18 protein-coding genes are annotated in these 19524 nt (G+C 72.7%); 9 read left to right on the top strand and 9 right to left on the bottom strand.

Features of this window, described 5'->3' with window-relative positions; translation table 11 throughout:
* Nucleotide 1: 1 nt before the first annotated feature.
* The 5 genes from NYO98_RS18545 to NYO98_RS18525 form a co-directional block, all read right to left on the bottom strand.
* Complete coding sequence (locus NYO98_RS18545) at nt 2-1768, bottom strand: glycosyltransferase family A protein (RefSeq protein WP_268113265.1); 1767 nt, start codon at nt 1766-1768, stop codon at nt 2-4.
* Nucleotides 1765-2703, bottom strand: coding sequence for a glycosyltransferase family 2 protein (locus NYO98_RS18540; protein WP_268113264.1), 939 nt, complete (start codon nt 2701-2703; stop codon nt 1765-1767). Before NYO98_RS18540 ends, NYO98_RS18545 begins: the two co-directional genes overlap by 4 nt.
* Complete coding sequence (locus NYO98_RS18535) at nt 2703-3755, bottom strand: sulfotransferase family protein (protein WP_268113262.1); 1053 nt, start codon at nt 3753-3755, stop codon at nt 2703-2705. The genes NYO98_RS18540 and NYO98_RS18535 overlap by 1 nt, the downstream gene beginning before the upstream one ends.
* Nucleotides 3756-3764: 9 nt before the next feature.
* Nucleotides 3765-4259, bottom strand: a complete 495-nt coding sequence (locus NYO98_RS18530; protein ID WP_268113261.1) for a hypothetical protein — start codon at nt 4257-4259, stop codon at nt 3765-3767.
* Nucleotides 4260-4328: 69 nt separating this feature from the next.
* Nucleotides 4329-5693, bottom strand: coding sequence for a GH1 family beta-glucosidase (locus tag NYO98_RS18525; protein WP_268113260.1), 1365 nt, complete (start codon nt 5691-5693; stop codon nt 4329-4331).
* A gap of 18 nt (nt 5694-5711) precedes the next feature.
* Here NYO98_RS18525 and NYO98_RS18520 point away from each other — a divergent pair, with 18 nt between their 5' ends.
* Entirely contained in the window at nt 5712-6404 is a 693-nt protein-coding gene (locus NYO98_RS18520; RefSeq protein WP_268113259.1) for a pirin family protein, read from the top strand.
* Between the two features lie 132 nt (nt 6405-6536).
* On the opposite strand, the gene NYO98_RS18515 is transcribed toward NYO98_RS18520, so the two are convergent.
* Nucleotides 6537-8120: an FAD-binding oxidoreductase gene (locus NYO98_RS18515; protein WP_268113258.1), complete on the bottom strand. Its 1584-nt coding sequence runs from the start codon at nt 8118-8120 to the stop codon at nt 6537-6539.
* Nucleotides 8121-8137: 17 nt separating this feature from the next.
* On the opposite strand from NYO98_RS18515, the gene NYO98_RS18510 reads away from it, so the two are divergent.
* Both NYO98_RS18510 and NYO98_RS18505 read left to right on the top strand, forming a co-directional pair.
* Nucleotides 8138-8740, top strand: a complete 603-nt coding sequence (locus NYO98_RS18510) for a TetR/AcrR family transcriptional regulator (protein ID WP_268113257.1) — start codon at nt 8138-8140, stop codon at nt 8738-8740.
* Nucleotides 8740-10287, top strand: coding sequence for a glycerol-3-phosphate dehydrogenase/oxidase (locus NYO98_RS18505; protein ID WP_268113256.1), 1548 nt, complete (start codon nt 8740-8742; stop codon nt 10285-10287). The genes NYO98_RS18510 and NYO98_RS18505 overlap by 1 nt, the downstream gene beginning before the upstream one ends.
* Before the next feature lie 180 nt (nt 10288-10467).
* Here NYO98_RS18505 and glmS read toward each other — a convergent pair whose 3' ends face one another.
* Nucleotides 10468-12291 carry a glutamine--fructose-6-phosphate transaminase (isomerizing) gene (gene glmS, locus NYO98_RS18500; protein WP_268113254.1) on the bottom strand — a complete coding sequence of 608 codons (1824 nt, stop codon included), beginning with the start codon at nt 12289-12291 and terminating at the stop codon, nt 10468-10470.
* 11 nt (nt 12292-12302) lie between these two features.
* The gene (locus tag NYO98_RS18495) at nt 12303-12563 is read right to left on the bottom strand and encodes a hypothetical protein (protein WP_268113253.1); all 261 of its coding nucleotides are present in this window, start codon (nt 12561-12563) and stop codon (nt 12303-12305) included.
* Between the two features lie 247 nt (nt 12564-12810).
* Between NYO98_RS18495 and NYO98_RS18490 the strand changes: the two genes are divergently transcribed.
* Together NYO98_RS18490 and NYO98_RS18485 are read left to right on the top strand one after the other, a co-directional pair.
* The gene (locus tag NYO98_RS18490) at nt 12811-12936 is read left to right on the top strand and encodes a hypothetical protein (RefSeq protein ID WP_268113252.1); all 126 of its coding nucleotides are present in this window, start codon (nt 12811-12813) and stop codon (nt 12934-12936) included.
* Between the two features lie 161 nt (nt 12937-13097).
* Nucleotides 13098-13667: a YceI family protein gene (locus NYO98_RS18485; protein ID WP_268113250.1), complete on the top strand. Its 570-nt coding sequence runs from the start codon at nt 13098-13100 to the stop codon at nt 13665-13667.
* A 276-nt stretch (nt 13668-13943) separates the two neighbouring features.
* Here the strand turns inward: NYO98_RS18485 and NYO98_RS18480 are convergent, their stop codons facing one another.
* Complete coding sequence (locus tag NYO98_RS18480; protein WP_268113249.1) at nt 13944-15683, bottom strand: DEAD/DEAH box helicase; 1740 nt, start codon at nt 15681-15683, stop codon at nt 13944-13946.
* A 94-nt stretch (nt 15684-15777) separates the two neighbouring features.
* Here NYO98_RS18480 and NYO98_RS18475 point away from each other — a divergent pair, with 94 nt between their 5' ends.
* The 4 genes from NYO98_RS18475 to NYO98_RS18460 all read left to right on the top strand — a co-directional run bounded on the left by NYO98_RS18475 (nt 15778) and on the right by NYO98_RS18460 (nt 19405).
* Complete coding sequence (locus NYO98_RS18475; RefSeq protein WP_268113248.1) at nt 15778-16695, top strand: GNAT family N-acetyltransferase; 918 nt, start codon at nt 15778-15780, stop codon at nt 16693-16695.
* Between the two features lie 192 nt (nt 16696-16887).
* Entirely contained in the window at nt 16888-17721 is an 834-nt protein-coding gene (locus NYO98_RS18470; RefSeq protein WP_268113246.1) for a response regulator transcription factor, read from the top strand.
* A gap of 162 nt (nt 17722-17883) precedes the next feature.
* Nucleotides 17884-18633: a response regulator transcription factor gene (locus tag NYO98_RS18465; protein WP_268113244.1), complete on the top strand. Its 750-nt coding sequence runs from the start codon at nt 17884-17886 to the stop codon at nt 18631-18633.
* Between the two features lie 121 nt (nt 18634-18754).
* Nucleotides 18755-19405 carry a response regulator transcription factor gene (locus NYO98_RS18460; RefSeq protein WP_268113242.1) on the top strand — a complete coding sequence of 217 codons (651 nt, stop codon included), beginning with the start codon at nt 18755-18757 and terminating at the stop codon, nt 19403-19405.
* Nucleotides 19406-19524: the final 119 nt, after the last annotated feature.

Here is a 19524-nt window from a genome sequence, read left to right as displayed (position 1 = left end):
CCTACCTCCCCCCGTCAGGCCGGTCGAGCGGGTCGACCTCCAGCGCCAGGCTGGGCCGGAACCCGTCCCACTCGGAGGCCACGATGTCAGGTCGGCGGAACTCCTCGTCGTCACGCTGCCAGGTGTGTCCCGCGCCGGTGCGCCGCAGGACGTAGCCGAGCCCGTGGGTGCGGTAGATCCGGCCGCCGGCCGCCTCGACGCCCGCGAGCAGCTGGGCGTCGACGTACTTCCGCACCCGGCGGAAGTCGCCGAGCGAGCGCAGCAGCCCGCGGTCGAGCAGCAGCGTGCCGCCGGCGACGAACCGGGCGAAGATCTCCGAGGGGTGGTTGCGCCGGACGGTGAGGTCGTCGCGGTCGTCGTTGGCGTGGAGGTAGACGAACTCCGACGGCATCCCGACCACGTCGGCGCCGGAGAAGCGACGCGCCATCAGCAGGTCGTGGACCGCGTCGGGTGAGTACCAGTCGTCGTCGTCGACCTTGAGCAGCACCTCGCTCGACGCGGCCCGCGCCGCGGCGGTGAGGACGTCGCCGAAGAACTCCGAGCCGTCGAAGCTCAGGACCTGGTGCGGCCGGTCGCCGAGCGCACGGCGTACGGCGTCGCGGTCGGGCTCGAAGCCGTGCGCGGCCAGCACCAGCTCGACCTCCGCGCCCCGCTGCCGCGCGACCTGCCGCAGCGCGAAGTCGAGCATCTCGGGCCGCTTGGTCGACAGCAGCGCGCTGACCGGCGGCAGCCCGACATGGCGCACGCCGGCGCGCGACGCCAGCGCCGAGCGCCAGGCCAGCGTCGAGTGGTGGTCGAAGGCGGCGCGGCGCACAGCGAGGCTGTGCTCCTCGCGGCGCAACGGGTCGTCGAGGTCGACGTCGGCGTCGAGCGCGGCCGCGAGCGGCGGGGCGACGTCGAGCACGCCCTCGGTGACCACCGGCACGCCGGAGATCGCGAGCGCCAGCAGGTCGGCGGTCCGGGTGTCGGCCGGCAGGCGCACGCCCTGGAAGGCGCGGGCCGCGGCGACGACGCCCTCGGTGACCGGGCCGCGGGCGATGCGCGCCAGGTCGACCACCGGGTGGTCCCAGTCCTTGCGGAACCCGATCGGGTTGAAGACCCGCTCGTCGACCGGCTCCGGACCCGGGTCGGTGACCACGGTCGGGGCGCGGTCGATGACGTGGTGCGGTGCGACGCTGCCGCCGCGGCGGGCGACGACCACGTCGGGCGGCACGTCGCGCTCGGGGTCGCCGGCGCCCGAGACGTCGGGCAGCAGCACCGCCCGGGCGTCGAGCCCGGGAGCCGCGGGACGACCGGCGTACGCCACGACGAGGCCGCCGTGGGTGGTGTCGCCGGGACCAGCGGCCTGGCGGGCCATCTCCATCACGACGAGCTGGGCGCGGGCGCCCGAGGCGAACCGGGCGACGGTGAGCACCCCGCGGTCACCGGCCTCGCGCGCGGCGAGGTGGACCAGCCGCGGCCACTCCGGTCGCGGCACGAGCACCCACGGGACGGGCGAGTCGGTGAGCCAGCAGGCGACGGCCTTGCACTGGCCGAGGAGAGGTACGGCGCTGGCCATCCGCCGCAGCCGCGCGCGGTCGGCGGCCACGACGAGCACCGAGCCCCAGCCCTTGCGGGGCCCGTCGAGCGTGGACAGCGGCACGATGGTCGCCTCGATGCCGGGCAGGTCCTCGATGCCGTGCAGGGCATCGAGCGCGAGGCCGTCGGAGTCGTCGACCAGCACCAGCGTGGGGCCGGGGAGCCGGACGTCGTGGAGGGGATGCGTCACGGTCGTACGCGCTCCTTGAGGGAGGAGGGCAGCGAGTGCTGCACGAGTGGTCGGGGCTGGCGCCAGAGCCAGTCGCGGCTGACGTGGTCGATGATGTGGACGCCCTCGGGCGCGGTCACCCGGACCAGCCCGCCGAGCGCCTCGGGGTCGCCGTTGCGGATCGCCTCGTCGACCTCGAACTCCCGCAGCTTGCGGTAGAGCCGGGTGTTGGTGAAGTCGACGCCCTCGCGCCGCCAGTGGGCGTACTCGTCGGCGTCGAGCCACTTCACCTCGAGGACCAGGCCCTGCTGGAGCACGATGCGCTCGACGCCGGGCGGGAACTCGCGCAGCTCCCAGTCGAAGGCCTTCACGAACGTGAAGTCCGGACCCATGGGGTAGATCCACGGCTCGAGGAACCGCAGCGAGAGGTCGAGCCACCCGGTCGACTCGTCGACGACGGTGAGCGGGTGGCGCGGCATCGCGACGATGGCGCGCGTCGCCTGCAGCTGCCACGACAGGTCGCGCAGGATGCCCGAGCCCTCGGGCGTCAGCACCATGTCGCCGTCCCACTTCATCGAGTAGGTCGTGCGGACGTGGGAGAAGCACCAGTTGTAGAAGTGGGTGAGCGAGTGGACGCTCGTCGCGGGCGTCGCGAGGTGCTCGCCGCCGGCGCGCGCGACGCGGTGCGGGTAGTCGAGGACGGTCAGCCGGTCGGCGGCCCCGCACTCCTCGGCCACCGCTCGGGCGACGTCGGCGGTGCCGTCGTCGGAGCCGTTGTCGACGAGGAGCACGTGCTGGACGGCGGCGAAGACCGGCGGCAGCACCCACGGCAGGTTGCGGGCCTCGTTGCGCACCCGGAAGACGCACGTCAGCCCGGGGACCAGCGCCTCGCCGGACGTCCAGGGCCACGTGACGTCGTAGGCCGGGTCCCCCTCGAGGGAGGCGATGTCGGGCATCAGGTGGGTCGCTCCCGGCCGATCACCTTGCGCAGCTTCTGCCGGGCGCCGGGCGGCACCATCGCGCGCACGGCGTGGGGCACGCGGTCGGCCCCGCTGCGGGCGGCCGGGCCGGCGTCCCGCCTGGCCTCCGCGGCGGCCGCCCGCCGCTGGGCGACGACGGTCGAGTGGGCGAACGCCTCGGCCTCGGCGTACTGCTCGGCGTAGGCGGAGCGCAGCTGGTCGCACCGCTCGTGGTTGGCTGCGGAGTCGTCACCGGCGACCGCGTCGAGCGCCTGCCAGGTCTCGTCGGCCAGCTCGCGGAGCCGGGTGGGCACGCCGATGTCGTCCCACGTCATCGTCACCCGGCGCAGCGACGGGTCGATGAAGCGGTGCACCTCGGCGATGTCGACGGCCATCGCGGTCTTCACCGCGGCGAGGTCGAACGCCTCGCCGAGCGCGAACACCGGCTGGGTCCAGTCGTCGAGCAGGTCGCCGTAGTGGACGAACGCCCGCTGCTGGCCGCGCGTGGCGCGCTCGGTGTGGAGCATCATGTTGATCCACGCGGCGGTGCGGGTGACCGCACCCTGGTCGGAGCCGGCGCCCATGCGGCCGTAGTAGGTCTGCTTGGAGCCGACGACCTCGGTCACCGGGCGCAGCATGGTGACGTACGACGACGTGGCGCCGCAGCGGTCGGCCGCGGCGCGCCAGAGGCCGAGGAACCAGGCGGCGCGGGGGTCCTTGACGACGAGCTCGTCGCCGGCGGCGAACTGCTCCTCGAGCCACTCGGCGACCCGCGTGCGGGTGGCGTGGTCGCCGCCGGTGGTGCCGGTGTCGAGCCACGCCCGCGGGCGGGCGTCGGAGACCTGGACGTTGCTGCGGGCGAGCAGCTGGGTGTGGAGGTCGACGACCCAGCGCGGCTCGCCGAAGCCCTTGGGGTTGGTCGCGTCGGCGACCACCTCCGGCTGGGGGACGTGCAGCCCCAGCGTGCGCAGGGTGCCGGCCATCGTGCTCGTGCCGCTGCGGCCCGAGCCGACGACGAACACGACGCGGCGGCGGGTGGGCTCGGTCATGCTCGGAGCCTATCGGGGGCGTCGGGCCCGCTTCGCCCTCGCCCGGACCCGGAACCAGCCGACGACCATCGCGAGCAGCGCGACGAACCCGACGGCCCACGCGAGCGTCGACCCCCACGCCCGCTCCCCCGTCGTACGCCACTCGCCGCCCTGCTGGTAGACGGTGATCTCGTCACCCTTCTCGACGTCGCCGAGGCGGCGCAGCTCGTAGAGGGCAGAGGCCTGCTCGCCGTCGGGGAGGTCGAAGACGACCGAGGTGTACTCCGTCGACCTCTGGCCGGCGCGGCTGGGCCCGAGCTCCTCGAAGCCGACGACCGTCGCCTGCTGCGTCTCGACCCCGGACGGCGGCTGGCGGCTGTCCCAGAAGTCGAGGAGTCGCCACCCGACCACGACCAGCATCACCAGCAGCAGGACGAGCGCCACCCAGGTCATGCCGTGGTCGCCCGACGTGCCGCCGGCCTCGGCAGCCCCCGGTCGGTCGGGGACGGGTCGCTCGTCGGCCATGCCGGAAGTGTGCCCGAGGGGGTCTCGTGACACGACTCCGTCGTTCCCCGCCCAGCGGTCCTGCGGCGGTCAGAGGTGCTGGGGCTGGGCCTTGATCAGCTCGGCGTACCAGTGGAACGACTTCTTGGGCGTCCGCTCGAGGGTCTCGTAGTCGACGTGCACGAGGCCGAAGCGCTGGCTGTAGCCCTCGGCCCACTCGAAGTTGTCGAGCAGCGACCAGCAGTAGTAGCCGCGGACGTCGACGCCACGCTGGATCGCCTCGGAGACGGCGTTGACGTGGGCGCGGAGGTAGTCGATGCGCGCCTGGTCGTCGACGACGCCGTCCTCGTCGGGGCCGACGTTGTAGCTGCAGCCGGACTCGGTGATGACGATCGGGGGCAGCGCGGCGCGGAACCGGGCCCGGAACATGACCAGCCACTCGCGCAGCGCGTCGGGCACGATCGGCCAGCCGAAGTCGGTGGTCGGGTAGCCCACGACCTCGCGCAGGTCGAAGGGGATCTCGGAGTCCTCGTCGCCCGCGGCGACCTTGAGCGGGTTGTAGTAGTTGACGCCGTAGAAGTCGAGCGGCTGGCGGATCGTGGCGAGGTCGCCGTCCGACATGACGCCCTCGAACAGCGGCATCAGGTCGGCCGGGTAGCGCCCGAGCAGCATCGGCTCGAGGAAGGTGCCGTTCCACAGGGCGTCGAAGATCTTGCTCATCCCGACGTCGGCGTCGTCGTCGCTGGCGGGCCAGATCGGGGCGTGGTTGTTGGCGCACCCGATCGACGTCGCGCCGGCGTTGCGCAGCTCGATCGCCGCGCGGCCGTGCGCCAGGAGCAGGTGGTGGGCGGCGGGCAGGCAGTCGAACAGCATCGCCTTCCCGGGGGCGTGCGTGCCGAGCCCGTAGCCCAGGATCGAGGCGACGTTGGGCTCGTTGACCGGGATCCAGTGCGCGACGCGGTCGGCGAACCGCTCGCCCACGATCGCGGCGTACTCGGCGAAGCGGTCCACCGTGTCGCGGTTGAGCCAGCCGCCGTCGTCCTCCAGCGCCTGCGGGAGGTCCCAGTGGTAGAGCGTGACCATCGGCTCCTGGTCGTTGGCGAGCAGGGTGTCGATGAGCCGGTCGTAGAACGCCAGCCCCTTCTCGTTGGCCGGCCCGCGACCGGTGGGCTGGATGCGGGGCCAGGCGATCGAGAAGCGGTAGCCGCCCGTGCCCAGCGCCTTCATCAGCGCGACGTCCTCGTCGACGCGGTGGTAGTGGTCGCACGCGACCTCGCCCGTGTCGCCGCCGAGGACGCGGCCGGGCTCGGCGGCGAAGGTGTCCCAGATGCTCGGGCCGCGCCCGTCCTCGGCCACCGCGCCCTCGATCTGGTAGCTCGCCGTGCTGGTGCCGAAGCGGAAGCCGGGAGGGAGCAGGGGGAAGTCGTGCGGGACGGCTGCATGCGGGGGTGGCACATCCGCGAAGATATCGGCATGAGCAGGGCCCTGTACGCCGGTTCGGACAGGTCGTCGGAGACCGTCAAGGGCCGCTGGACCAGCCATTCCTTCTCCTTCGGACCCCACTACGACCCCGCGAACCTCGGCTTCGGGCCGCTCGTGTGCCACAACGACGACCTGCTCGACCCCTCGGCGTCGGTGGTCGCGGGCTACCCCGAGCACCCGCACACCGAGCTCGAGATCGTGACGTGGGTGCTGGAGGGGGCGCTCGTGCACACCGACTCGTCCGGCCACCGCCACGTCGTCGAGGCCGGGCGCGCCCAGGTGCTCTCCGCCGGCACCGGCGTCCGCCACAGCGAGGTGGCCGACGCCCGGTCGGGGCGCTGCCGGTTCGTCCAGGCCTGGCTGACCCCGTCGGCGCCGGGGGCGGTGCCGTCGTACGTCCTGGGCGAGGCGCCGCCGCCGTCGTCGGGGCTGGTGGCGGTGGCCGGCGGCGACGGCCTGCCGATCGGCACCAGCGGTGCCCGGCTCCTGGTCGCCCGCATCACTCCCGGCGCGTCGACCACGCTCCCCGACGACCCGCGCCAGCACGTCTTCGCCGCGACCGGGGCGGTCTCCCTCGACGGCCTCGACCTCCGCGCCGGCGACGCCGTACGCCTCACCGACGAGCCCGGCCACGTCGTCACCGCCACCGAGCCGACCGAGCTGCTCGTCTGGTCCTTCGCCTGACCGCCGCCCCCCAGCGTCATACGAACCTGCACCCATACGTCCCGATCCGTGTGACGCAGCGACGGGTCAGGGGACCGAGCGTCATACGAACCCGCACCCATACGTCCCGATCCGTATGACGCAGCGACGGGGCTAGGGGATCAGCACCCCGGGGTTCAGGATCCCCGTCGGGTCGAGCTCGGCCTTGACGGCGCGGAGCACGCGCACGCCGACGTCCCCGATCTCACGGGCGAGCCACGGCTTGTGGTCGGTGCCGATCGCGTGGTGATGGGTGATCGTCGCGCCCGCCGCGACGATGGCCTCGCTCGCCGCGTCCTTCGCCGCCCGCCACTGGGCGAGGGGGTCCTCGTCCTGCCGGGCGGCGACGGTGAAGTAGAGCGAGCAGCCGGTCTCGTAGACGTGGGAGACGTGGCACAGCACGAGCGACCCCTCGCCGAGCGACCCGGTGAGCGCGGCCCGGACGTCGGCGTACAAGCGCTCGCGGTTCGACCAGAAGGTGGCTGTCTCGAGGGTCTCGACGAGCACGCCGTGGTCGAGGAGCGCGTCGCGGAGGTAGGGACCGTCGAAGCGGCCGTGCGCCCACCTCTCGCCCGGCTCGGTGCCGAGCGGGGTCCCGCCGAGCCCGGCCAGGACGGCCGTCACCGCCGCGCGGCGGGCCGCGACCTGCTCCTCGGTGCCCTCGTAGCCGGTGACCATCAGGCAGCCGGGGTCGTCGGTGCCGCCGATGGAGGAGGGGTCGGCGAGGTTGATCGCCGTCTCGGACTCGTCGGACAGCCGCAGCACGGTCGGCAGCAGCACGGCCTGCGCCAGGGTGCGCATCGCGTCGGAGCCCGCGTCGAAGGACGGCCACCGCCACCCCTCGTACGACGTCACGGCGGGCGCACGTCGTACCCGCACCGTGACGGAGGTGATGACGCCGAAGGCGCCCTCCGAGCCCAGCAGCAGCTGGCGGAGGTCGGGCCCGGCGGCGTTCGCGGGCGAGGAGCCGAGGTGCAGCGTCCCGGTCGGTGTGGCCGCGGTCAGGCCCACCACCATCGCGTCGAAGCGTCCGTAGCCGGCGCTCGACTGCCCGCTCGAGCGCGTGGCCGCGAAGCCGCCGATCGACGCGTGCCGGAAGGACTGGGGGTAGTGGCCGAGCGTCAGTCCGTGCCCGGCGAGGACGGCCTCGGCCTCGGGGCCGCGCAGCCCCGGCTCGAGGGTCGCGGTCATGGAGACCTCGTCGACGTCGAGCAGCCGCTTCATCCGCACCAGGTCGAGGCTGACCACGCCCGCGAACCCGTCACGACGCGCGGCCAGGCCCCCGGTGACCGAGGTCCCGCCGCCGAAGGGGACGACCGCCACCCGGTGCTCGACCGCCCACGCGAGGACGGCCGCCACCTCGTCGTGCCCCTCCGGGCGGACGACCGCGTCGGGTGCGTCGTCGAGGTCGCCGGCACGGGCGCGGAGCAGGTCCGGGGTGGACTTGCCGCGGGTGCGGAGCGTCCGGGTCGCGTCGTCGGTCAGCACGTGCTGGTCGCCGACGATCGCCCGGAGCCCGTCGAGCACCGCGTCGTCCAGTGCCGCCGGAGGCGGCGTCGCGCCCGTGACCGGCGGGCGGTCCTGGAGCCCGAAGGCGAGCTCGACCAGGCCGAGGGCCGAGTCCGGCAGGACGGTGGCGGTCGCGGGGTCGCCCCAGCGCTGCGGGTGCATCTCGGGCGAGGGGGTCTCGGTCGACATGCGTTACAGTGTGACACATGTCGTCACTTCGTCACACCGAACGGCCGGCGGCCGACCCCCGGCTCGACGGCTACCTCGACGCCGCCCGCGCCTGCATCCTCGACGTCGGCTGGCGGCGTACGACGCTCACCGAGGTCGCGAGGCGCGCCGGTGTCTCCCGAATGACGATCTACCGCGCCTGGCCCGACATGGGCTCGCTGCTCGGCGACCTGATGACGCGCGAGTGGGTCGGCATCGCCGCCGCGACCCAGGTCGCCGCCGTCGACACGACGACCCCCGCGGGCATCGCCGAGGCCGCGCTCGCCACGGTCCGGGCACTTCGCGACAACGAGCTCTTCGTCCGCATCGTCGAGCTCGACCCCGACCTGATGCTGCCCTACCTGCTTGACCGTCGCGGGCGCTCGCAGGAGGCGCTCGTCGAGATCCTCGCGGCCGAGATCGCCAGCGGCCAGGCCTCGGGCGCGATCCGCGCGGGCGACCCGGTGCTGATGGCGCGGTCGCTGACCCTGGCCGGACACGGGTTCGTCTTCTCCGCACGCACGATGACCGACGACCGGATCGGGCTCGACGACCTCGACGCGGAGTACGCCCGCGCCGTCGCCCGCACCCTGGAGCCCTGATGCAGCCGGCCCGCCGCATCGTCCCCGGCCTCGTCGGCATCCCCGACGAGGTGGACGTCGTGGTGGTCGGCCTCGGCATCACCGGCGCCGGTGCCGCCCTCGACGCCGTGACCCGCGGGCTGACGGTGCTCGCCGTCGACGCGCACGACCTGGCGTTCGGCACGTCGCGCTGGTCGTCGAAGCTCGTGCACGGCGGCCTGCGCTACCTCGCGCAGGGCCAGCTCGCCATCGCCCGCGAGAGCGCCGTCGAGCGCGGCATCCTCATGGAGGTCACCGCGCCGCACCTCGTCCACCCGCTGCCGATGCTGACCCCGGTCAACGACGCGATGCCGCGCAGCCGCACGGCGTTCACGTGGGGCGGCCTCCAGGCCGGCGACGCCCTGCGACGCAGCGCCCGCACCACCACCCGCACGCTCCCGCGACCCCGCCGGCTCAACGCCACCGAGACCCTCGGCCTCGCACCCGCCCTGCGCGCCGACACCCTGCGCGGCGGGCTGCTCGCGTGGGACGGCCAGCTTGAGGACGACGCCCGGCTCGTCGTCACCGTGGCCCGCACCGCGGCGTCGTACGGCGCCCACGTCCGCACCCGTGCCCGCGTCACCTCCGCGACCGGCACCGCCGTCGCCGTGCGCGACGAGCTCACCGGGGCGACGTACGACGTCCGCGCGAAGGCGGTCGTCAACGCGACCGGCGTCTGGGCCGGCGGCCTCGACGAGCAGGTGCGGCTGCGGCCGAGCCGCGGCACCCACCTCGTCCTGCGCGGCTCCGCCCTGCCGCACACCCGGGTCGCGGTGATGGTGCCCATCCCCGGCACGAGCGCGCGCTTCGCGATGGTCCTCCCCCAGCCCGACGGCACCATCTACGTCGGCCTCACCGACGAGCCCGTGTCCGGACCCGTGCCCGACGTGCCCACCCCGAGCGAGGCCGAGATCGACTTCCTGCTCGACGTCGTGGCCTCGGCCTTCACCACGCCCCCGACCCGCAGCGACGTCGTCGGCGCGTTCGCCGGCCTCCGGCCGCTGCTCGAGGTCGCCGGCACGGACGCGACGTCCGACCTGTCGCGCCGCCACGCCATCCTCACGTCCACCACCGGCGTGACCACCGTGGTCGGCGGCAAGCTGACGACCTACCGGCGGATGGCGCAGGACACCCTCGACTCACTGGTCGCCGCCGGGCGCCTCGACGCGGGACCGTGCCGCACGGCCTCGCTCCCCCTCCTCGGCGCCGCCGGGCCCGACGAGCTGCGCCGCTCCACCGCCCCCGCCCGGCTCGTACGACGCTTCGGCACCGACGCCGCGCTGGTGCTCGCCAGCGCGCGCGAGGTCACCGGGCTGACCGACGACGAGCTGCTCGCCCCGGCCTCCGAGGTCGTCCCGGTCACGCTCGCCGAGCTGGTCTTCGCGGTGACCCACGAGGGTGCCCACGACGCCGACGACCTCCTCGACCGGCGTACCCGCGTGGGCCTCGTCACCGCCGACCGCGCGGTCGCGGAACCCCTCGCCCGCCGGGCCCTGCGGCTCGCCGCGGCCGCCGCCGGCACGACGTGATCCAGACGACAGCAAAATCCCTCCGGAGTTGCCGCGAACCCCGGACAGGACGCAGGCCCGATGGGAGGGTTCTCCACGGCGCGCCCCTTGCCGACCCCATGCGGCAAGGGGCGGCCAGTCCCATTTCATGGGCTCGCTCCGCTTCGCCTGTGTCCGCTCGCTCGTGACCGGCTCGTTCTCCTACTCCACGGTGACCGACTTCGCGAGGTTGCGGGGCTTGTCGATGTCGTGACCGAGGTGCTGGGCCGCGTGGTAGGCCAGCAGCTGGAGCGGGACGTTGAGCAGGATCGGGTCGAGCTCGGGCTCGTTGCGGGGTACGACGATGCGGCGGGCGGTGACCTCGCCGAGGTCGACCCCCTCGTGGGTGATGACCACGAGCGGTCCCTTGCGCGCCTCGATCTCGTGCAGCGCACCGACGTTGCGCTCGGCCAGCTCGTCGTGCGGGACGAGCGCGACGGTCGGCACCTCGGGGTCGATGAGGGCGAGCGGGCCGTGCTTGAGCTCGGAGGTCTGGTAGGCCTCCGCGTGCCGGTAGCTGATCTCCTTGAACTTCTGGGCGCCCTCGCGCGCCACCGGGAAGCCGCGCACCCTGCCGATGAAGAACAGGCTGCGGGCCTCGGCGAGGTCCCGGGCGACCTCGACCAGGTCGGCCTCGCCGGCCAGGACCTCCTCGATCTGACCCGGCAGCCTCTCCAGCCCGGCGACGAGCCGCTTGCCGTCGGCGATGGACAGGTCGCGCACCCGGCCGAGCTGGAGGGCGAGCAGCGCGAAGGCGAGGAACATGTTGGTCAGCGCCTTGGTGCTGGCCACGGCGACCTCGGGCCCGGCGTGCAGGTAGATCCCGCCGTCGCACTCGCGGGCGATCGCCGACCCGACGACGTTGACGAGACCCACGCAGCGCCCGCCCTTGCGGCGTACCTCCTGCACCGCCAGCAGGGTGTCGATGGTCTCGCCGGACTGGCTGACCGCCACGTAGAGGGTGTCGGGCTCGATCACCGGGTCGCGGTAGCGGAACTCGCTGGCCGCCTCGGCGTCGGCCGGGATGCGGGCCAGCTCCTCGATCAGCGCGGCACCCATCTGGCCGACGTAGTAGGCCGAGCCGCAGCCCAGGATCTTGACGCGGCGCACGGCCCGCAGCTCGCGCGCGTCCATGTCGAGGCCGCCGAGGTGGGCGGTGCCGAAGCGCTCGTCGAGGCGGCCGCGCAGCACGGCCTGCGCCGTGGTCGGCTGCTCGAGGATCTCCTTGCGCATGAACGACTCGTGCTCACCGGCCTCGTACGCCGCCGCGTCCACGTCGACCTCCGCCGCCGTCTTGCCGGTCGCGACCAGGTCGCTGTGGCGCATCGTGCTGAAGCCGGCCGCGGTGACGGTGGCCATCTCCCCGTCGTCGAGGACCGCGACGGTCGTCGTGTGCCGCACGATCGCGGCGAGGTCGGAGGCGACGTACATCTCCTTGTCGCCCACGCCCACCACCAGCGGACTGCCGTTGCGTGCGACGACGATCCGGTCGGGGAAGTCGGCGTGGAGCACGGCGAGGCCGTACGTCCCGACCACCGCGCCGAGCGCGTCGCGGACCTTGCCCTCGAGCGTGTCCGCGTCGCTGCGGGCGACCAGGTGGGCGAGCACCTCGGTGTCGGTGTCGCTGGCGAGCGTGACGCCGGCGTCGGCGAGCTCGGAGCGCAGCGCGGCCGAGTTGTCGATGATCCCGTTGTGGACGACCGCCACCCGACCGGCCTCGTCGGTGTGCGGGTGGGCGTTGGCGTGCGTCGCGGGTCCGTGCGTCGCCCAGCGCGTGTGGCCGATGCCGGTGGCGCCGGCGAACCGCTTGGGGAGGGCGTCGCCCAGGTCGCGCACCCGCCCGGCCTGCTTGGCCACCCGGATGCCCCGGCCCCCCAGGACCGCGACACCGGCCGAGTCGTAGCCGCGGTGCTCGAGCCGGGTCAGGCCCTCCAGGACGACCGGAGCCGCCTCCTGACGGCCGATGTAGCCGACGATTCCACACATGTGTCGTGTTCCTATCCGTAGACGATGCGTCGCAGCTGCCGCTCGGACAGGTCCGGGGCGGCGACGACACGGTGGGCGAGCTCCTCGGCGATCCGCGCGAAGATCTCGGGGTTCTTGGCGCCGTACGTCTTGAGGCTCGCGTGGCGGGCCCGGACGTAGTCCTCCACCTGCTGGGCGTGGAAGGCGATGACGTCCTCGACGACCCGGGCGGCCTCGCCGGGCGTCAGCGACGTGGTGGCGACGACGTGGGCGACGAGGGCGGGGTCCGGCACCGGACGATGATGCGCCGCGTCGCGGTCGAGTGACAACTTCCTGCCCGAAATCGGGCAGGAATCCCCAATGTCGCCTTGCGGCGCTCGGTCCTGACGGATCCCTTCCGTCACAAGTGGGGCAGCGAAGCCGATCCCGGTCGGCTCGTGGGAGCCAGGTGGAGGAGGTGCGGCGAGCTGGAGCGAAACGATGGTGTGCCGGTGGGGACGTGCTAACCTAGGTGAACACAAGGTGAACGGGAGGTGTCACATGAGCAAGCAGTCGATGACCGGCCGGCCGGCCTGCACCTGGGTCGCCGTCACGGACGCGTCGGGTCGGACCCACATGGAGGCACGCTGGTCGACCGTCGGGACGGTCGAGACCCGGGCCGCCTGACCCAGCCCACACGCACGAGCCACGCCCCATCGGGGGCGTGGCTCGTCGTCATTTCCACGGCGGACGGAAATTGCTCGCGCCGCCCGGGAATGAACTCCGGGGGTGGCCCGTTATGATGGTTGAAAGTTCTACCAACCAACCGTTCTTCCCAGGAGCACCCCATGACCACCGGTTTCGACGCCCCCACCACCGCCATCGACGACACCACCGGCGACTACACCCTCGACACGAGCCACAGCCGCCTCGGCTTCGTCGCCCGCCACGCCATGGTGACCAAGGTCCGCGGCCAGTTCGGCGCCTTCGAGGGCACCGCCCGCATCGACGAGGCGAACCCGTCCGCGTCCAAGGTCGACCTCACCATCCAGGTCGCCTCCGTCGACACCGGCAGCGCGGACCGCGACGGCCACCTCAAGTCCGGCGACTTCTTCGACGTCGAGACCTACCCGACCATGACCTTCACCTCCACCGACGTGAAGCGCGACGGCAGCGACTGGACCATCACCGGCGACCTGACCATCAAGGACGTCACCAAGCCGGTCACCATCGAGTTCGAGCAGACCGGCTCCGCCGTCGACCCGTTCGGCAACACCCGCGTCGGCTTCGAGGGCGAGACCACCATCAACCGCAAGGACTGGGGCCTCACCTGGAACGCCGCGCTCGAGACCGGCGGCGTCCTCGTCTCCGAGAAGATCAAGCTCGAGTTCGACGTCTCGGCGATCCGCAACGCCTGAGCGGGCACGTCCTCGCGCTGAGGACCCCCCACCGGGCACTTCCTCGCGCTGAGGACGCCCCACCGGGCACTTCCTCGCGCTGAGGACCACCCACCGGGCACTTCCTCGCGCTGGCACCGACGACCGGGCGCACCCTCCAGGGTGCGCCCGGTCGCTGCATGTCGGCCGCCAGCAAGTGCCCGGTCAGCGCGTTGCAGCGCGAGCAAGTGCCCGGTCAGCGCATCCCAGCGCGAGGAAGTGCCCGGTCAGCACATCCCAGCGCGAGGAAGTGCACGGTCAGCGGGGGTTCTTGCCCTTGTAGCCGCCGGCCTTGCGGGCGCCAGCGCTGTGGCCGCCGCCGGTGCGGCCGCGGAACGGGCCGTTGTCCGGCTTGATCTCGATGAGCTTGCCGGAGATGCGCGTGCTCGCGAGCCGGTCGAGGGTGCCGGGCGGGAGCGACGCCGGCAGCTCGACGACGGAGAAGTCCGGCTTGATCGAGATGTAGCCGAAGTCGCCGCGCGAGAGGCCGCCCTCGTTGGCCAGGGCGCCCACGATCTGCCGGGGCTCGACCTTGTGCCGCTTGCCCACCTCGATGCGGTACGCCGCCATCGGCTGGCCGGTGCGCGACTCGCGGGGCCCACGGTCGGCCTTGCCGCCGTGGCTCGAGCGCTCCTCGAAGGAGCGGGACCGCGGCTCGGGCTCCGGGTCCAGGAGCAGCGGCTGCTCGCCGTGCATCACCGCGGCGAGGGCGGCGGCCACGTCGACCTCGGCCACGTCGTGCTCGCTGACGTAGTGGGAGACGACGTCGCGGAAGAAGTCGATGCGCTCGGGCTGCGTCAGCGCCTGGGTGATCTGGTCGTCGAAGCGCGAGAGCCGCGTGGCGTTGACGTCGTCGACGGTCGGCAGCTGCATCTGGGTGAGCGGCTGGCGGGTGGCCTTCTCGATGGCGCGCAGCAGGTGGCGCTCGCGCGGCGTCACGAAGGCGATCGAGTCGCCGGAGCGGCCGGCGCGCCCGGTGCGGCCGATGCGGTGGACGTAGGACTCGGTGTCGGTGGGGATGTCGTAGTTGACGACGTGGCTGATCCGCTCGACGTCGAGGCCGCGCGCGGCGACGTCGGTGGCGACGAGGATGTCGAGCTTGCCGGCCTTGAGCTGGTTGACCGTCCGCTCGCGCTGCACCTGCGCCACGTCACCGTTGATGGCCATCGCGGAGTAGCCGCGGGCGCGCAGCTTCTCGGCGAGCGTCTCGGTCTCGTTCTTGGTCCGGACGAAGACGATCATGCCCTCGAAGTTCTCGACCTCGAGGATGCGCGTGAGGGCGTCGACCTTCTGGGGGTACGACACGATCAGGTAGCGCTGGGTGATCGTGGACGAGGTCGTGGTCTTGTTCTTGACGGTGATCTCGACCGGGTCGGCGAGGTACTTCTTCGAGATCCGCCGGATCTGCGCCGGCATCGTCGCGGAGAACAGCGCCACGTGCTTGTCGTCGGGGGTGTCGGCGAGGATCGTCTCGACGTCCTCGGCGAAGCCCATCTTGAGCATCTCGTCGGCCTCGTCGAGGACCAGGAAGCGCAGCTCCGAGAGGTCGAGCGTGCCCTTCTCGAGGTGGTCCATGATGCGACCCGGGGTGCCGACCACGACGTGCACGCCGCGCCGCAGCGCCGACAGCTGGACGCCGTAGCCCTGGCCGCCGTAGATCGGCAGCACGCGCACGCCCTTCTTGTGGGCGGCGTACTTCTCGAAGGCCTCGGACACCTGGAGCGCGAGCTCGCGGGTCGGGGCCAGGACGAGGGCCTGCGGCGTCTTCTGCGACATGTCGAGCTGCGACAGGATCGGCAGGGCGAACGCGGCCGTCTTGCCGGTGCCGGTCTGGGCCAGGCCGACGACGTGTCGGCCCTCGAGGAGGGGCGGGATGGTCAGGGCCTGGATCTGCGACGGGGTCTCGTAGCCGACGTCCGCCAGCGCCTTGAGGACCTCCGGCGCGAGGCCGAGGTCGGAGAAGGTCTGCTCGGGTGCTACGGGCTGCTCGTCACTCACCCCCCAACGGTAGGGCCTCACGCGTGAACGCGACATTCCACGGACCCGGATAAGGGCGCGACAGCGCCCCTAGTGAGCAAGCACACTCCTTCCCATGCCGACACGTCCCGCCGCCCTGCCCGAGGGCCTCACCACCCGACCCCTCGAGAAGGCCGATGCCCCGGCCGTCTTCCGGCTCATGGCGGCCCAGGAGCAGGAGGACATCGGGCACGTCGCGATCGAGGAGGCCGACATCGTCAGCGACTGGGCCAGGCCGAGCCACGACCTCGGCGCCCGCTCGGTCGGGGTGTGGGACGGCGAGACCCTCGTCGCGTACGCCGAGCTGATGGGCGCCGACCGCGCCGACACCTCCGTGCTCCCCTCCCACCGCGGTCGCGGCATCGGCACGTGGCTGGCCCACTGGCTGCTCGACCTCGGCCGCAGCCTCGGCTCGTCGGTCGTCGGGATGCCGGTCCCGCAGGGCTCGCCGGGCGACCGGCTGCTGGAGGAGCTCGGCTTCCGGGTCCGCTGGACGAGCTGGGTGCTCAAGCTCCCCGAGGGCGCCGCCATCCCCGAGCGCACGCTGCCGGAGGGCTACGTCGTACGGACTGCGGGTCCCGACGAGCTGCGAGCCGCCCACGACGTCCTCGAGGACGCGTTCCTCGAGTGGTCGGTGCGAGACCGCGAGCCGTTCGAGGACTTCGCCGCCGCGACGACCGGCCGGCCCGGTTTCGAGCCCTGGAACCTGCGCGTCGCGGTGGACCCCGACGGCGCCGTGGTCGGCGTCTCGCTGGTGCTCGTGTCCGACGACGGCGCCACGGCGTACGTCGACCGGCTCGCGGTGCGCCGCGACCAGCGCAACCGCGGGATCGCGCAGGCGCTCCTCGTCGACTCCTTCGCCCGCGGCCGCGAGCACGGCACCCGCACCTCCGAGCTCAGCACCGACTCGCGCACCGGAGCGCTGCCGATGTACGAGCGGGTGGGCATGGTCGTGGACCACGTGTGGGTCAACCGCGCCATGGACCTCACCTGACCCACCGAATGCGCAGAATGGCGGGTGAAGCACCAAAGATTCCTTCAAACCCGACCCGGTCTAGACAAGCCGTTCGAGCGTCAGACCTCCCCTATGTCTGGGCCGTTCGTGGCATTAGCATCGAGCGACACCACTCGGGGGTGTCACGGCGAGGGCGTGGGGCCCTTGCCTTCGCATATGTGGGGGTTTCACGTGCAAGAACTACATGCATTGGTCGTCGAGGACGATCCGGACATCTCGTCAGCGCTGGTGGAGACCCTCGAGGGGGCGGGTTTCCGTGTCACCTCGGCGCTCGACGGACGACAGGCGGTCAGCGCGGCAGCAGCCGACCCGCCCGACCTGGTCACGCTCGACCTGACGCTGCCACACATGGACGGCATCGAGGTGTGCCGCCGCATCCGCGAGACCAGCGACTGCTACATCGTGATCGTGTCGGCGCGCTCCGACGAGGTGGACAAGCTGATCGGGCTCGAGGTCGGGGCGGACGACTTCGTCCTCAAGCCGTTCTCACCGCGTGAGCTGCGCGCCCGGGTGGCGGCGCTGTTCCGCCGGCCACGGACCGCGACCGGCGTCGAGGAGCCCGTCAACGGGCGCAGCCCGCAGGTCCCGAGCCCGGCGCAGCCCGTCGACGAGCCGACGACGATCTCCGCGGGTGCGGGTCTCGTCATCAACTCCGCCCGTCGCGAGGTGCAGGTCAACGGCACGATCGTCGACCTGACCCGCATCGAGTACGACGTCCTGGAGTACCTCGCGACCCACCTGTCGCGGGTGTGCACGCGCGAGGAGATGGTGCTGGCGATCTGGAGCAGCGCGCTGACCCACGACCACCACCTGGTCGACGTGCACGTCGCCAACCTGCGCGGCAAGCTGCGCCGTCACTCCGACGCCACCTGGATCCACACCATCCGCGGCATCGGCTACCGGATGGACCGTGAGGGCGACGAGCAGGACCGCCGCGCCGGCGGCGGCCCCTACCTCGTGGCCCGGATCGACTCGGAGGACTGGGCGCGAGGCCTGGACTTCTGAGCCGAGCACCCCCCGACGGGGGGTGCTGCACCCCGATCGACCACGCTCCCCACCCGCTGCCGCCTAGCATCGACAGCGGGCGGGGGCGCCGAGCGCCCCGACCCGGTTTCCGACCGGGTGCGGCTGGGTAGGTGAACGGTCAACTGGGGAGCTGACGAGATGATGAACGCACGGACAGCCGTGGTCGTCGAGGACGACCACGACGTCGGCGACGCCATCTCCCAGCTGCTCGACCAGGCCGGCTTCGACGTCACCGTGGCGCGCACCGGCGCCGAGGCCCTCACGCTCGTGAGCGAGGGGCGTCCCGACCTGGTCACGCTCGACCTGACGCTGCCCGACATCGACGGGGTGGAGGTCTGCCGGCAGATCCGCACCGTGACCGACTGCTACGTGATCGTCGTCAGCGGCCGCGCTGCCGAGGTCGACCGGCTCGTCGGGCTCGAGGTCGGCGCCGACGACTACCTGGTCAAGCCGTTCTCGATGCGCGAGCTGCAGGCGCGGGTCGCTGCCCTCTTCCGGCGCCCGCGCAGCGGCGACGCCCCGGCCGAGGCCGCCACCGCGCGGCCGGAGCCCGCCCCGTCCGTCGACGTCGACCCGACCGACTCCGAGGGATGCAGCGACCTCACGCTCAACCGCGGGGCGCGGGAGGTGCGGGTGTCGGGCCGGGAGATCGACCTGACCCGCACCGAGTTCGACCTGCTCGCCCACCTCGTCGGCAACCCCGGCGTCGTGGTCCCGCGCGACGAGCTCGTGCGCGCGGTCTGGGCCAGCGACTTCGTCCCGGAGAGCACCCACGTCGTCGACGTCCACCTCGCGAACCTGCGCCGCAAGCTGCGCAGCGCGCGCAACGGCAACCAGTGGATCCGCACGATCCGCGGCGTCGGGTTCCGCTTCGACCCCTGCTGCCCCTGACGACCTCCCCCGGGACACGACCGGCCACAGGGGTGGGATCGCCACCCGGCGCTGAGCGTGCGATCCGCAGACTCGCCGGATCCGGGGGTGAACCACAGGCAAACAGCAGTACCTTGGCCCCATGGTCATTCGAGTCGCGCTGGTCAACGACGACGAGGTCGTCGTCCGCGGCCTCGACGCGATGATGCGCAGCTACGGCCACCGCGTCGAGGTGGTCGAGCTGGTGGCGGGCAAGCCCGTCGCCCAACCGGTCGACGTCGCCCTCTACGACACGTTCGGGATGGGCCAGGGCAACGGTCCCGCCGTACGCCACCTCGTCGAGAGCACGCAGGTCCGCGCGGTCGCGGTCTACACGTGGAACTTCCAGCCCTGGCTGACCCGCGACACCCTCAGCCAAGGCGTGCGCGGCTACCTCTCCAAGAGCCTGCCGGCGGCCCGCCTCGTCGACGCCCTCGGCGCCATCTCGTCGGGACAGCTCGTGGTCTCCCCCTCGCGCGGGCGCTCGCCGCTCGTCGGCGGCGACTGGCCGGGGCGCGAGGAGGGTCTCACGGCGCGCGAGGCCGAGGTGCTGTCGCTGATCACCATGGGCCTCAGCAACCAGGAGATCGCCGAGCGCACCCTGCTGTCGCTCAACTCGATCAAGTCCTACATCCGCTCGGCCTACCGCAAGATCGACGTCGACTCCCGCTCGCGGGCGGTGCTGTGGGGCGTCGAGCACGGCATGCGCGCCGACCGGGTGCGGATCAACGGCTCGCCGGCCCGCGAGGCCTGAGGCGTCGTACGCCGTGCGCGATCCCCGGTCGACCGGGGATCGCTGAGCTTGTCAGGCCGTGCACGGGCCGACAACGTACGGGATTCCCGGATGACCGGGGATCGCTGGAGTCGCCGTAC

Source organism: Nocardioides pini (genome assembly GCF_026712185.1).
GTDB classification, from domain to species: domain Bacteria; phylum Actinomycetota; class Actinomycetes; order Propionibacteriales; family Nocardioidaceae; genus Nocardioides; species Nocardioides pini.
Note: the sequence above shows the minus strand (reverse complement) of the source record. Positions and strands in the feature narration are given on the sequence as shown.

Excerpts from the sequence above, each read along its gene's own strand:
- NYO98_RS18515 (WP_268113258.1), bottom strand. The coding sequence starts at position 8,120 with ATGTCGACCGAGACCCCCTCGCCCGAGATGCACCCGCAGCGCTGGGGC.
- NYO98_RS18510 (WP_268113257.1), top strand. The coding sequence starts at position 8,138 with ATGTCGTCACTTCGTCACACCGAACGGCCGGCGGCCGACCCCCGGCTC.
- NYO98_RS18485 (WP_268113250.1), top strand. The coding sequence starts at position 13,098 with ATGACCACCGGTTTCGACGCCCCCACCACCGCCATCGACGACACCACC.
- NYO98_RS18490 (WP_268113252.1), top strand. The coding sequence starts at position 12,811 with ATGAGCAAGCAGTCGATGACCGGCCGGCCGGCCTGCACCTGGGTCGCC.
- NYO98_RS18465 (WP_268113244.1), top strand. The coding sequence starts at position 17,884 with ATGAACGCACGGACAGCCGTGGTCGTCGAGGACGACCACGACGTCGGC.
- NYO98_RS18475 (WP_268113248.1), top strand. The coding sequence starts at position 15,778 with ATGCCGACACGTCCCGCCGCCCTGCCCGAGGGCCTCACCACCCGACCC.
- NYO98_RS18535 (WP_268113262.1), bottom strand. The coding sequence starts at position 3,755 with ATGACCGAGCCCACCCGCCGCCGCGTCGTGTTCGTCGTCGGCTCGGGC.
- NYO98_RS18540 (WP_268113264.1), bottom strand. The coding sequence starts at position 2,703 with ATGCCCGACATCGCCTCCCTCGAGGGGGACCCGGCCTACGACGTCACG.
- NYO98_RS18505 (WP_268113256.1), top strand. The coding sequence starts at position 8,740 with ATGCAGCCGGCCCGCCGCATCGTCCCCGGCCTCGTCGGCATCCCCGAC.
- NYO98_RS18520 (WP_268113259.1), top strand. The coding sequence starts at position 5,712 with ATGAGCAGGGCCCTGTACGCCGGTTCGGACAGGTCGTCGGAGACCGTC.
- NYO98_RS18530 (WP_268113261.1), bottom strand. The coding sequence starts at position 4,259 with ATGGCCGACGAGCGACCCGTCCCCGACCGACCGGGGGCTGCCGAGGCC.
- NYO98_RS18460 (WP_268113242.1), top strand. The coding sequence starts at position 18,755 with ATGGTCATTCGAGTCGCGCTGGTCAACGACGACGAGGTCGTCGTCCGC.
- glmS (WP_268113254.1), bottom strand. The coding sequence starts at position 12,291 with ATGTGTGGAATCGTCGGCTACATCGGCCGTCAGGAGGCGGCTCCGGTC.